Genomic DNA, 12796 nt, shown 5'->3' with positions numbered 1-12796 from the left:
GGATCGTTTTGCAAGAGGTTTGGCACTGTAATTATGAGCGGGGCAGGGGCTTTTAGAGCCATATACATCGCACAAATGGCTTCGGATGCAGGTGTCCTCTGTCCTGGGACCAAGGACACTTGCTGTCGGCCGATCAACGGCGCATCAATACTCATCAAGCTACCGACCATAGATTATCATTCAGCGCTTCCAATACCTGGTCCAGATTGCCGCCTAGGTTGCGATCCAACGCCTTGAGGCCGCCATCGTTGCGGAAGGCATCGTTGACCTGCTGCGAGTCGATGACCACTTCATGCACCAGTTGCTTGGCCAGGCGCTCCAGCCATTTGCGTTGCACGTGCGTCCAGGGCTGCAGGGTGTAAATCGTCTGCATGGCATTGGCAACGCGATGCTCAAAGGGCAGCAGTGCTTCGCCGATAGCCGCCTGGCGGATGTAGCCAATGATGCTGGCGGCGATTTCCTGGTTGGTCTGGTTGCGCCAAGCGCTTTTCAGGCTGGCTTCGCTGAAACCGTGCTGGTCGAGCAGCAAACGCACTTCACGCAACTGCTCGCGTGTGAGGTCTTTCGGGCGATTGACCACTACGCCCAGTGCAGCAGATTGGTTGAGCTGTTTGTGGATGAATTCATTGAAACTTTCCAGGTAGTCGGCAGGCTTCTGGTTTTGGCCGTAGCTTTGCTCGCGTACCAGCAGTGCGTCGCTGTGGCTGGAGATAACCGGGTAGTTCTCGGAGCCCAGCAGGGCGCTAACGGCGGCCAGTTGGTTGATTAACTGACTGTGCTGGCGGACGAAATCGGCGGCTTGCTGTGGGCCTAGCTCGTGTAGGTGTTTATGTAATTGGACCGGCTCAATGCCCCACGCTTCTTTCAGCTCATCGAGCTTTTTCTTGAGCGTCGGTTTCTCCTCGGCTTTGTGTTGGGCCTTGCGCAGGATACGCATCACGCGCTGGCTCAGTTGGTCGAGCACGTCATGGGCGTGGCTGTTATCTTCCTGGCTGCCGGGTGCGCAATGGCTGGCGCCGTTGGTGAGTTCGCTGACCAGTTGCTCCAGGGAGATATTGGGGTTCTTCACCAAGGGCTTCATGGTGTCGACCGCTTCCAGGCTGGCGTAAAGGTCGACGGGGTCGTAGATGCGGAATACGGTTTTGCCGATATCGTCGCAGCGACGGGTGGCGCGGCCTTTCATCTGCTCGTAGAGGATGCGCGAGCGTACCCGGCGCATAAATACCAAGTTGCAGATTTTCGGCACGTCGATACCGGTGGTGAGCAGGTCGACGGTGATGGCGAGATTGGGGTTTGGCTCGTTCTTGTAGCGACGAATTAGCTGCTTAACCTTGTCACTTTGGCCGGTGATAATGCGCACGGCCGCCTCGTTGTATTGCTCGCCGTAGGCCTCTTTGAATGCTTCGTCGAGCAGGTTTTTCACCCGCTCAGCATGAGCCTGGTTGACGCAGAAGATCATGGTCTTCTCTTCGCCAAACGGGTCCAGCTCTTTGGCCAGCTCATCACAGATGACTTTGTCAAAGGCCGGGGTGATCACGCGGCGATTAAACGATTCGATGTTGAAGCTGAGTTCATCTTCCAACTCGGCTACGTCGACTTCGCCTGTTTGGGTGTTGATGACGCTGACCGACTCGCCTTTCTCGAAGCGGATACCGTTCTTGCTGAGCTGGGTTTCATAGCGGATCGGTGGTTCGTGATCCACAAGCCAGTCGTCGGCCACGGCTTCACGGTAGCTGTAGGTGAATACCGGCTTGCCGAAAATTTCGCTGGTGTGCTTGGCCGGTGTCGCGGTGAGGCCGATGCGGCAGGCGTCGAAGTGGTCGAGCACGCGTCGGTATTGCGAGAGGTATTGGCTGTGATCGCGCACGGCCAACTCGCCTTCGGTCATTTCCTGGTCGAGGGTGTAACCCCGGTGGGCTTCGTCGATGATGATGCAGTCGAATTCGCCCACGGGTGGCGGGTTATCCGAGCGGAAGATGCGGTTGACCATGGCTTGCACGGTGGCGACCTGGACGCGGGTCTCCGCCTCAGCGGCCATGTCGCCCAGCTCTTTGATGTCGTAGATCTGCGCCAGGGTGTGATTCTGCTCCAGCGTGGTGTCGTTGAACGCGTCGATGGCTTGCTGGCCGAGGGCGCTGCGGTCAACCAGAAACAGAATGCGCTTGAAGCGTTCAGCCTTCAGAAAGCGGTACATCAGGCCAATGATGGTGCGGGTTTTACCGGTGCCGGTGGCCATGGCCAGCAGGCAGTCACGCTGATTGTTGGCCAGGGCCTGCTCCACGGCCTGAATGGCTTTTTCCTGGTAGTCGCGCAGCTTGAGGTAGGCGAAGCCTTCGGCCTTGAGCTTGGCTTCGGCGTCTGCTTGGCTGCGTTTGAGCAGATCGAGCAGGTCATCGGGTTTGTGAAAGTCTTGCAGCGGACGACGTGTGTTGGCGGGGCTGCGCAGGTCACGGAACCAGGTGCCGGACTGTTCGGCGAGCTGCTTGATAAACGGCCGGCCGTTGCAGGCAAATGCAAAGGGCACGCGGAATTGACCACCTTGGCCATCGTTCCAGGGCTGATCTTGACCAGCCAGTAGCCAGGGCTGCTGATGTTCGGTCGCCACGTTGAACTCACGGGCATAGCGCTCGGCCTGGGGGATTCGGTCGGCGATATTGATGCGCTTACGCTTGGCTTCAACTATGGCGATGGGCGTGAGACCGGCGAACAGTATGTAGTCGGCGCAGGCTTTGGGGCTGCTGGTGGGCCACTCGGCGATGGCCTTGTTCTTGCCTTTCTCCGGGCGCGCTCCCTTGCTGTAGGTGAGGTCTAGGGAGTCGGCTTCCCAGCCGGCATCGACCAACTGCTGATCGATCAGGATGCGGGTGAGGTCTTCGGATAGATCGAAACTGTTGCTGGCCTGCTGAGTCAGTTCGGCGACCTGTTGGCTGGCTTGAGGTTGGGCCGCCAGTTGCTGCTGCAGTGCTTTGAGGCTTTGTTCGTGCTCACTGCGCAGCTTTTGTAATGCTGCTTCGTGTTCGGCTGCTAGCTGTTTATGGCTGCGCGATTCGGCATCCATTTGCTCGGCAAGCACGGCGTACTCTTCGGCTTCCTGCTTCAGCAGATCGGCCAGTTTTTGGTTGCTCTCCAGTTGCTGGCTGGACTCGCTGAGCTGCGTCTTTAGCTTTTCGATCTGACTTTGCAGATCCCGCAGCGGAGCGCTGGGGTCTGCGGGGGTGACGAAGGGGCCAGATTTGAACGCATGAGCATTCTTGCCGAACGACTGGTGATACCAGATGGCCAGAGCACGGGCGACCTTCAGCCCATCCATGGCCTCACGGTGCTGGGTGCGGAACTCATGAGTGGCCTTGTTGCCTTCGACGCGCAAGGTATGGAACAGACTACGGATGTTCTGATCCAGCTGGATCTCGCGGCTGAGCTTATAGAGTAGGTCGGACTGTGTGGTGTTGACATCAAACTCGATACCGGCGCGGCTGGCCAAGTCTTGCGCCAGAGCCTCGCCGAGCTGGCGCAGCTTAATCAGGGTAGTGTTGGGATCGCTGGCAAATACCTGCTCGGCTGTGCTTGCTAGCTGAAGGAAGACGGGGTCGTGCTCTTGGAGAAAGGCGAAGTTGCTGCTGGCTACCATGGTCGATCCTTCGGTTGCGTTCCACTCACTACACCAATCTTGGGTGTATTACGCGCAGGTTGCAGCAGTCTAACCAAGTTGAGCCGAGTTTAGCCATGGCAAAGGGCTGTTCAATATTGAGCGTTGACCTGCCTCTAAACTAACTAACAAGTCTATAGCCTTGAAGCTAGGTAGGGTTTGTTGGCCACTACACTCAACGCAAGGCTTAGCAAAGGTTTTGGCGTTCTTACACAGCGTCACTTCTGCAATTACACACCATCTTTTCATGCAACTGATGAACATACGTTTCGCCAGACGATTACACACCATTCAACGCTTAGTGCTGCGCGGGTTAGGGTGGTTTTACACACCATCATTTTATGCAACTGCTAAAAACCCGTTTGCGCCAAACGATTAAACACCATTCAACGCCTAGTGCTGCAAGGGTTTGGGCACTTTTACACACCATTAATTTTGCGATTACACACCATCTTTTCATGCAGCTGCTAAAAATCCGTTTTCTCCAGACGATTACACACCATTCAACACCTAGTGCTACGCGGGTTTGGGTACTTTTACACACCATTAAATTTGCGATTACACACCATCTTTTTATGCAACTGCTAAAAAACCGTTATCGCCAGACGATTACACACCATTCAACACCTAGTGCTGCGCGGGCTTGGGGAATTTACACACCATCTTTGTGTAGATTTGATCGATCAGGGCGTTTTATTAAAGGTACGGGGGAGGGGCGTACCTTTAAGTAAAGTAAGGGATTAGCTTGTTTTTACAGGCCAAAAAACACGTAGCTTAAATGTAGGTCGGAATACAGCTCTGCCGTGAGCCCCAAGACGTACGGACAGGAAATAAAGTGTCGCGCAGCGTTCGAGACCGCTTCTGAACGTATCGACTGTGAAGTAGTGTTCTGGTTGAGGTTATCTAGCAAGCCTCAGATCCTCCACTGAGCAGATTGACAGTGAAATGCCTTATCGCGAAGCGGAGTTGTGCAACCCTCGAACTATTGGGTTTTTGCGTGACTTATGATCTAGTGTCAGTAGCAGGATGATTGTCGATTGCTGGAGGTGCAGATGGATATGGTTTATTTCGTTTGTGCGATATTTGCGTTTTTTGCTGTAGTTGGGCCCGTTGGTTTTTGGGTAGCCGCAAAGCTCGACAGGCGTTATCCGCAGTGCACTAAACAGCTGGCGACGTTTGATCGCGCTGATACTCACCAGCGCTCACCAGTTCAACGAAAACCTAGATGACCCCGCTCTGCTAGGTGGGGGCTGTTTTTTGCACCAACGGCCCTCAGCGCCGTTTTTAAGGCGTTATCACTCGCAAGCCATGTTGGGCTTAGTTGACACGTTTAAACCCAACCAAGAAGAGTTTATGCAGGCAGGAATGGTGTTATGAACGAAGCTTGCGTTCATGTTGCTCAAAAGCAATTCGATTCATTATGCACATCGGGATGACATAGCCCTGAAGACTGGACGTGATAATTTGTTGAGCATCAGGTATCAAGAGGCAAGGGCGACTACTTTTGAAGCGCAGAGGCCTGCCAAGATACTCAGGCAAAATGATTTCCCAGAAATCGTTATCGGTATAGCAACCACGAATTTCTTGCCACCTTGCCGTTACGCCAAGCGCAAATATTCCCTCCGACGTTAGCCGAAAAACTTCTTGCTGATTATCAGTCTTGATGTGCGTCGCCATGACTTTGCCGTTTGGGGCGATTGGCGGAAAGTATCGACCCGATCCCAGTGCACGAAATTCCATGGAGTTCTCTCAACACAATGATTGTGCTGCATAGCTTGCATCGAATTACTGATTACCCAAGTCCTTGCTCGGTTAGCTTGGGATTTTTCGAAGGTGACGCACCATACACACAATAGAAAACACTGGAGGTGTGTATGCGACAGTCATTAGTCGAGTGCCAATGCTGCGGGAAACTGATGGTCCCACGTACCAGTTACGGCCGGGCATTAGGGTGGTGGGATGGGGCCCGACCAATCTCAAATCATTGTCCCTTCTGCTTGAGTGACAATTGGGATGGTAGCAGGCCAACGATCTTCCAGCGCCTTATGCGCTTGCTGGCTGGATTGGCAGGTATATCTGTCTGTCTGCTTTTGGGAGAGGTGCTTTTGACTCTGCAAGCCGAGGTTGGAATTTATCACCAGTACCCTTGGCTGACTCTTTCCGGTTGGGCTTTAGCTGTCCTTGCAGGCTATCGAGTTGCCAAATGGGTTGATGATTACTGATCTGTATACTTCAGCTCTTAGAGCGGTAGGTTAGAGCTGAAATCTGCGACTCCAAGCAAGGCAGCCCCTTTCGCCTCTTGAGTAGCACCAGTGCAGAATTGGCCGATGCACATGAGAACAGGAGGCTCAGTTCGAAACCGAACCCCCAGCCGTAAGCCTCTTATGTGCGCCTCTGCGCGCCAAGCTTTATCGTTCGCGAATTGATTTACTGTGGTCCGACAAACGCTGTTCAAAGTCTGAGATTGCGCGATCTGCGCGATTGATTGTGGTTAGTAGTGTGCGGCGTGTCTGTAGAATCTCACTACAGGCTTGCCGTATTGGCACCATCATTTTTTCAACCGTCCAGACGAGCCCCTTTATGTCGGAGCTAAGGAAGGTGAAGGCCGACTTTGGATAATGATGGGATCGTCCACCTTTGACAATCGTTGAGTTTCGCGCGGTCCCCTTTCCGCCATTACTACCCCTTTGGTAATAAACTTTCTGCCACTCAAAAGAAGCTGCATTTGGCCCCGCGTTGCGCCTGACGCGGAGCTTGGCTGGGATGTGAGTCCTTCCGTTTTGGCGAACCAGTTTCATCGCCGCTTTATCGAATGCTCTTGATAAGTCCTCAGCCAGACATACAAGAGCGTTGTATTTTTCATCGAGCAGTTGGACTGGGTTGTGGGGTTCATGATTGTTGCTCATCACCGGCTCCTAGTTGGGGTGGTGAGTTCAGCTTGCACGTTCAATTTGTGATTTTGGGCGATAATTAGGCGGTTTTTGTGACTGATAGGGTCGTTAATTCCCCGCGACGTCGCCTTGGCCCTAAATTTTCGGACGATTTCAAATAGGCGTCGAAATCGCCTAATTAGCCCCCAAAAATGATATTCCGATCTATAGCCTCTTCGATAGGGAATGACATGTCGTCATCCCGAAAGAGGAGTTATATCTATGAGCGAGACTGAAAAAAAGATTTGGGCAATCTACGGAACATTCATGTTGACCCTGGAACAGTTAGCCCAATTGATAGATCGCCAGCCTGAGGGGCTTCGTAGAACGTTATCCGGTGAAAGTGAGCTCGCAATGAAACTTGCTCCAGCCAGAGTGAAAATCGGCCGCCGCGTGCTCTACAAAGCGTCTGAAGTTGCCCGTTTTCTTGATGAGGCCTGAGTCGCGATGTCAATTAAATTGATGGGTGAGGTTTGGGGGTTATCTTTCTCCCCACAGACTAAAATTATTGTGCTGGCTCTAGCGTTTCGATCAGATAAAAAAAGTCAGTGCTGGCCGAAAGTGAGCACTATTGCTGCAATGGTTGGCTATTCTGAGCGAACGGTGCAAAGAGTATTACGAGAGCTGGAAGCGATTGGGATTATACGAGTTACACCCCGCTTCCAAGATAATGGCAGGCAAACATCCAACACTTACCAATTAGTCTTTAAAACTCAGGGGCTAGATGTTGTGTCAGCCCCCCATGCTACGTCAAAGCGAGCTAGCAAAATGATGGGCTTGTCAGGGGGGAGGGTGTCAAGCCTCGGCCATGGAGGGGATGACAAGATAGTGTCGTGCCTACAACCTACAGAAGATACATCAGATTTTAATAAGCGGATTCAAACTCTGCCTTTGAGTGAAGTGGACCGATCAGATGTTATAGACATATTGGGGGCGCTCAGTGAACCCCTGGCTTTAGAGCTCGTCGAGATTTTGGCTAAAGCCTTGCGTGGGCGAAAAATCAGACGGGGGGTCGTTCCTTGGCTTCAAGGTGTTGTCAGGAAGAGGACCTATAACGGAGCCTCTGTGCAGTTATTACGACAGAAGTATGTTGAAGAAATGAAGAGGAGGGGTTTATCTGAAAGCGATGCTCGGATGATAGCTGAGGCCACCGTTTACTAATGTGCAAAGCATTATCTGTCACGCAGGGTGTCTAGTTTGCTGACTAGATCCTCTGCGCGCAGATGGGTATAGCGCTTGAGCATCTGCATCGACTTGTGCCCGCTTATAGCTGAGACCTCTTGATCTGATAGGCCGCCTTCAACCAGTCTGCTGACAGCCTCGTGGCGCAAGTCATGGAAGTGCAAGTCTGACATCCCAAGTTTTTTCTTCAGCTGGCCCCATGTTTTGGTGAAAGCGTAAGGGCTTCGTTTGCCGTTTCTTCCAGGTTCACCAAAGAAAATGAGATCGCAGTCGATTGGTCGTACTGGGTTGCTCAATGCTACTTGGAAAGTCTCAGTCGCCAACTTGCTAAGCGGTACGGTTCGGGCAGTATCATTTTTTGTAGTTGATAAGCGTGCCACGCGTTTTTTTATGTCTATCTGATATCTGCGCAGGGATATTATTTCGGAAGAACGCATACCCGTTTCTAGAGCAAGACATACAATCCAGCCGAGCATGGGATTGCTATGGTTGCGAACTGCTGTGAGTAGGCGCCTTTCCTCCTCGGCAGATAAACGGCGATTGCGGCCTTCTCCGGGGCTTGGCTTACGTATATTCAGTACTGGGTTGAAGCTGAGGCCAAGTCCCCATTCTTGAATCGCCACTGTGAACAGGTGGCTGAGCAGTGCAAGCTCCAGCCGTACGGTGTTATTGCTGGTTGGCTTACCACGGTTGGTCATTGTCGCTAGGCGGGTATCTCGGTAGCTGGCGATGATCTCGGCCGAGAGGGCGGCCATGGAATATTTGCCCAGGTGGCTGATCAACTGCTTCGCCTTGGAGGCTTCGGCTTTTTGGGTGGCTGATTCCTTGGTTGGGCTAACTTCTTTTAGATAGCGTTTGAGCGCCATTTCCAAGGTCATGCGCTCGGAGCCGCTGCGCTGGATGTAAACCCCCCTGACCATTTCATCTTCGGTACGACGAGCCCAATCCTCTGCATCTCGCTTTGTGCGAAATGTCTTAATGCTGGTTGGCCAGCCCGTTTTGCGTATCAGAGCTTTCCAGGTACCTGCTTCTGTTTTGACGATGGTGGCCATTATTCATGCTCCAAAGATAAGCCGTCGTACCGGCACTGTACCGAATCTGTACCTTTGGACTATAGGACTGTTCTGGTCGTTTTTCCAGCAGACATGAAAAAGCCGCGCAGTGCGCGGCTTTCAAGGTGGTGGGCCCACACGGACTCGAACCGTGGACCAAAGGATTATGAGTCCTCTGCTCTAACCAACTGAGCTATGGGCCCTCAGAAGCGTGCGGATTATACCGGTGCCTTTCCTGTGGTGCCAAGGGTGGAGCGCGGATGAAGGAATTTATCTGCGAATTGTCCAGCAGTTAGTGCGGGGCTGACGATGTAGCCTTGTATTTGCTCGCAGCCTTCTGAGGTGAGGAATTGCACCTGTGCGTCGGTCTCTACGCCTTCGGCGACGACGGTCAGGTTGAGGTTGCGGCCGAGGGTGATGATGGCGCGGCTGATGGCGGCGTCGCTGAGGTCGGCGGGGAGGCCGCTGACGAATGATTTGTCGATTTTTAGCACGTCAAGCGGCAACTGCTTCAAGTAGCTGAGTGAGGAGTAGCCGGTGCCGAAGTCATCTATGGCCAGTTGCACGCCTAGTTTCTTGAGCTTGTGCAGGGCGCGCAAAGCGCCTTCGGTGCGGTTCATGATGAAGGTTTCGGTGATCTCCAGTTGCAGCAGGTTTGCGGGCAACTGGTAGCGTTCAAGCAGGGTGCTGATCGTTTCTGTCAGGTGCGGCTGGTGCAATTGCAGGCTGGATAAGTTAACCGAAAGCGGGCCGAATTCTGCGTGGGTCTGTCGCCATTCATGCAACTGCCGGCAGGCTTCATTCAGAACCCATTCGCCCAGAGGCAGAATGAGCCCGGTGTCCTCGGCCAGCGGAATGAAACGGTCTGGGAGCATCGTGCCGTATTCGGGGTGATTCCAGCGCACCAGCGCTTCTGCGCCGATTACGGTTTGGCTGGCGAGGTCGAGCTTTGGTTGGTAGTGCAGCACCAGTTCGTTTCGTTCCAGTGCCTGGCGCAAATCGGTTTCCAGGTTGATGCGCGCACTGGATTTCGAGGTCAGGTCGACGGTGTAGCGCTCTACGCGATTGCGCCCTTTGGCTTTGGACTGGTACATCGCGGCATCGGCGTTTTTGACGATTGTGGCGACGTCTTCGCCGTCTACGGGGTAGAGGCTGATGCCGATGCTGGCGCTGATGTAGAACGTGTGATCATGAATATTGAATGGCTCGGTGAAGCAGGCGAGCAGTTTGTTGGCGATGATTTCGGCATCATGGCTGTTGTTGAGGCCGGGCAGCAAGATGATGAACTCATCGCCGCCCAATCGTGACACGGTGTCGAGGTCGCGCAGTTGTTCCTTGAGGCGCTCGGCTATGACGACGAGTAACTGGTCGCCGACAGGATGACCGAGGCTGTCGTTGATGTGTTTGAAGCGGTCGAGGTCGAGGAACAAAACGGCGCCGTTTTGGTTATCTGCCTGAGCGTCACGCAAGGCGGCGCTGAGGCGCGTTTCAAATAGCAGCCGGTTGGGTAAGCCGGTGAGCGGGTCGTGGTGGGCCTGATAATCGAGACGCGCCTGAGCCTGTTTCAGTGGTGTGATGTCTGCTATCACGCCAACGTAATGGCTCAGGTTGCTCTCATTGTCGCGCACCTCGTTTATGGTCAGCCAAGCTGGGAAACTTTCGTTATTCAGGCGCCGGTTCCATACCTCGCCTTGCCAATGGCCATGTTCATTCAGGCGCTGCCACATCTCGCTGAAGAACTCGCGGTCATGTTGGCCGGAGGCCAGAATACGTGGCGTTTGGCCCAGAGCTTGGGCTTCGCTGTAGCCAGTGATTTCGCTGAATGCATGGTTGATGGCGGTGATGCGCTGCTGGGTGTCGGTGATGACCACACCTTCAATCGTGCTTTCAAACACAGTGGCGGCCAGTTGCAATTTAGCCTGCATGCTCTCGCGTTCGGTGATGTCGCGAATAATGCTCAGCAGGCAACTCTGCTCACCGATCTGGATCATTTGCGCGGAAATCTCACAGATGCACAGGTTGCCATTGCGATGGCGGATGCGTGATGTTTGCCGGCGTACGCTGCCGACGGTCTTGATCTGTTCGATCAGTTTGTCGCGGTCTGTGGGTTTCGCCCAGAGGCCAAGTTCCACGGTGGTTTTATGGCTGAGGACTTCGCGGTTGTAGCCGGTGATTTGTTCAAAACCCAGGTTGGCGTCTATCAGCAGGCCATCTTCGAGGCGGGTGATGAGCATGCCGTCGGGGGAGGCGTGGAAGGCCTTGGCGAATTTCTCTTCCGAGGTTTGCAGCTGTTTTTGAGTGCGCTTGAGTTGGGTGATGTCGCGTACGATGGCGATGAGCACCGGCACCTCGTCGAGCTGAAATGCCTGCACCGAGAGCAAGCCGGTGAGCTTGTTGCCGTTACGGAGCTGGAAGGGCATTTCGATGTTGCTCAGGCTTTCACCGTTGTTCAACCGGCGGATTAATTCCGGGCCGGTGTTGGGCAGGCTCCAGAGGTTCATCTCGGTTGCGGTTTTGCCCAGTGCCTCGCTGCGCGATATTCCCGTCTGCTGCTCGAAGGCGTAGTTGGCATCAATGATGCGACCATCCTCGCGCTGGCTGATGATCATCACGTCCGGGCAGTTCTGGAATACCAGCGAGAACTTGAGTTCGGAGGTGCGTTTGGCCTGTTCGATATGTTTGGCTTCGCTGATATCGATCATCAGGCCGCGTAAGGTTGGCTGCTCTTGTGCGGTGTCGATGGTGACGATTTCTCGAATCCACACGGTTTGGCCATCGGCGGCAATCATTCGGTATTCGAGTGTGTGGTCTCGGCCGGCCGCAGTCTCTGTCCGGCGGGTTTGAGTGGTCTGTTGATGGTCTTGCGGGTGCAGTTTGAGGGGCCAGAAGTCTGCTTGGCGCCATTGCTCCAGTGAGTAGCCCAGTAGCTTTTCAGCGTGCGGCGAGACGTAGCGATAGGCCGTCTCGCCAATGGCCGCCTCCCAGGTCACGGCGGAGAGGTTTTCAACCAGCCGGCGGTAATGCGCCTCGCTGCAGCGCAGTTCGTGTTCAAGCGTGGTCCGCCGTGCAATCTCCCCGCTCATGCGCCGGTTTATCATTAGCGTCAGCGCCAGAATCGCCAGCAATATGAGCAGGGCTGGCAGGCCGTAATCCAGCAGTGTTTGCCAGGTGTTGTTGTATTGCAGCTTGCCGCCGACCCAGGGTTCCTGAAGGGCGATCTGCTCGCCTGGGGTCAGGCTGGCAAAAAGCTTGTCGAGTATCTCGACGAAAATCGCATTCTGTTTTGGTACCGCCATCGCCAGTTGGTAGCGATAGGGCGTTTCGCCGCTGATGATCAGGTTGTCGATTTTCTGCTGATGCAGGCTCCAGGTACTTGATGCGATGTCACTGATCAGAACGTCGGCCCGGCCTGTAGCCAGCGCTTGCAGGCCAGCGTTAACACTGGGCACTTGTAACAGGTTGAGGTCGGGATGTTGCTGGCGTAGCAACTCATCGGGCGCGTAGTTTTTAACGACCGCTACTTTTAACCCGTAAAGCGCGCGGATGCTGTCGGGGTGTGGGCCGTCCTCGCGAGCGAGAATTACGATTGGAAAGTCGAGATAGGGGCGGGTAAAGGCCAGCGTCTTGATGCGATCGGGTGTTGCCATAACGCCAGGCAGCAAGTCGATCTTGGCGTTTTTAGCTTGCTCAAGCACGGCGCTCCAGTTGCCTGGCTCAACGTGCTCCAGCTTTATATTCAGGCGTTGCTCGATCAGGCGCACGTATTCCGCGGACAGGCCAAGGTAGCTGTTGTTCGCGCCGGTAAACTCGAAAGGCGGCCAGCTTGGATCGGTGCCAAGCCGCAGCGTGGGATGTTGCCTAAGCCAGGCCATTTCTTGTGCCGTGAGGCCCAACTTCGCCAATGCATCCTGCTGTGTATGGTCTGTGGCAGGCATTCCTGCGGCAGGCGACCCTGTGGCAGGCAAACCTGTGGCAGGCACCCCTGC

General features: G+C 54.2%; 7 protein-coding genes and 1 tRNA gene. 2 read left to right on the top strand and 6 right to left on the bottom strand.

The window, feature by feature from the left end:
• Positions 1–154 precede the first annotated feature (154 nt).
• From hsdR to mobI, 3 genes are all read right to left on the bottom strand, one after another.
• A complete protein-coding gene (hsdR, locus tag BM395_RS21115) occupies positions 155–3628 on the bottom strand; it encodes a type I restriction-modification system endonuclease (protein WP_090515444.1) in 3474 nt (1157 codons plus the stop codon).
• A gap of 1389 nt (positions 3629–5017) precedes the next feature.
• The gene (locus BM395_RS21110; protein WP_090515442.1) at positions 5018–5386 is read right to left on the bottom strand and encodes a hypothetical protein; all 369 of its coding nucleotides are present in this window, start codon (positions 5384–5386) and stop codon (positions 5018–5020) included.
• A gap of 668 nt (positions 5387–6054) precedes the next feature.
• Positions 6055–6552, bottom strand: a complete 498-nt coding sequence (mobI, locus tag BM395_RS21105) for a conjugative transfer protein MobI(A/C) (RefSeq protein ID WP_090515440.1) — start codon at positions 6550–6552, stop codon at positions 6055–6057.
• Between the two features lie 246 nt (positions 6553–6798).
• On the opposite strand from mobI, the gene BM395_RS21100 reads away from it, so the two are divergent.
• Positions 6799–7017, top strand: a complete 219-nt coding sequence (locus BM395_RS21100; protein WP_090515438.1) for a hypothetical protein — start codon at positions 6799–6801, stop codon at positions 7015–7017.
• Positions 7018–7023: 6 nt separating this feature from the next.
• Positions 7024–7737, top strand: a complete 714-nt coding sequence (locus BM395_RS21095) for a helix-turn-helix domain-containing protein (RefSeq protein WP_090515437.1) — start codon at positions 7024–7026, stop codon at positions 7735–7737.
• 11 nt (positions 7738–7748) lie between these two features.
• Here the strand turns inward: BM395_RS21095 and BM395_RS21090 are convergent, their stop codons facing one another.
• The 3 genes from BM395_RS21090 to BM395_RS21080 all read right to left on the bottom strand — a co-directional run bounded on the left by BM395_RS21090 (position 7749) and on the right by BM395_RS21080 (position 12745).
• On the bottom strand, positions 7749–8810 hold the full coding sequence (locus tag BM395_RS21090; protein WP_090515435.1) for a site-specific integrase: 1062 nt from the start codon (positions 8808–8810) through the stop codon (positions 7749–7751).
• A gap of 126 nt (positions 8811–8936) precedes the next feature.
• Positions 8937–9013, bottom strand: a tRNA-Ile gene (locus tag BM395_RS21085).
• A gap of 15 nt (positions 9014–9028) precedes the next feature.
• Positions 9029–12745, bottom strand: a complete 3717-nt coding sequence (locus BM395_RS21080) for an EAL domain-containing protein (RefSeq protein WP_090515433.1) — start codon at positions 12743–12745, stop codon at positions 9029–9031.
• Between the last annotated feature and the right edge of the window lie 51 nt (positions 12746–12796).

The sequence above is a fragment of the Pseudomonas marincola genome, assembly GCF_900116605.1.
Classification (GTDB): domain Bacteria; phylum Pseudomonadota; class Gammaproteobacteria; order Pseudomonadales; family Pseudomonadaceae; genus Aquipseudomonas; species Aquipseudomonas marincola.
This window is presented reverse-complemented; position numbering and strand designations above follow the sequence as displayed.

What these genes read in the sequence shown, in the direction of transcription:
- BM395_RS21110 (WP_090515442.1), bottom strand. Translation starts at nt 5,386, where the DNA reads ATGGAATTTCGTGCACTGGGATCGGGTCGATACTTTCCGCCAATCGCC.
- hsdR (WP_090515444.1), bottom strand. Translation starts at nt 3,628, where the DNA reads ATGGTAGCCAGCAGCAACTTCGCCTTTCTCCAAGAGCACGACCCCGTC.
- BM395_RS21080 (WP_090515433.1), bottom strand. Translation starts at nt 12,745, where the DNA reads ATGCCTGCCACAGACCATACACAGCAGGATGCATTGGCGAAGTTGGGC.
- BM395_RS21090 (WP_090515435.1), bottom strand. Translation starts at nt 8,810, where the DNA reads ATGGCCACCATCGTCAAAACAGAAGCAGGTACCTGGAAAGCTCTGATA.
- BM395_RS21100 (WP_090515438.1), top strand. Translation starts at nt 6,799, where the DNA reads ATGAGCGAGACTGAAAAAAAGATTTGGGCAATCTACGGAACATTCATG.
- BM395_RS21095 (WP_090515437.1), top strand. Translation starts at nt 7,024, where the DNA reads ATGTCAATTAAATTGATGGGTGAGGTTTGGGGGTTATCTTTCTCCCCA.
- mobI (WP_090515440.1), bottom strand. Translation starts at nt 6,552, where the DNA reads ATGAGCAACAATCATGAACCCCACAACCCAGTCCAACTGCTCGATGAA.